1 tRNA gene is annotated in these 295 nt (G+C 38.0%); it reads left to right on the top strand.

The features are described 5' to 3' along the window. Nucleotides 1-52 precede the first annotated feature (52 nt). Nucleotides 53-128, top strand: a tRNA-Ala gene (locus tag AB4558_RS21815). Nucleotides 129-295 lie beyond the last annotated feature (167 nt).

Below are 295 nucleotides of genomic sequence, written 5' to 3'. Positions count from 1 at the left end.
CCACACAGATTGATGGTTTAATAAGTTAAGAGTAGGAAATACTTTTCCAGATGGGGCTATAGCTCAGCTGGGAGAGCGCCTCGCTGGCAGCGAGGAGGTCTGCGGTTCGATCCCGCATAGCTCCACCATCTTTAAGTGTTCTTCCTTAAGAATCTTTAAAAATGGTTATTTCTTTTGAAATATCTAGCTCTTTAACAATTTGGAAAGCTGACTGATTGATTACTTACGAGTAATTCAATCAAATTTAAAAGTTCTCAATGTTTATCTGCTCTTAGTTAATAAGAACGGTATAAAC

The organism is Vibrio sp. 10N.222.51.C5 (genome assembly GCF_041474575.1).
Taxonomy (GTDB): domain Bacteria; phylum Pseudomonadota; class Gammaproteobacteria; order Enterobacterales; family Vibrionaceae; genus Vibrio; species Vibrio crassostreae_C.
Note: the sequence above shows the minus strand (reverse complement) of the source record. Positions and strands in the feature narration are given on the sequence as shown.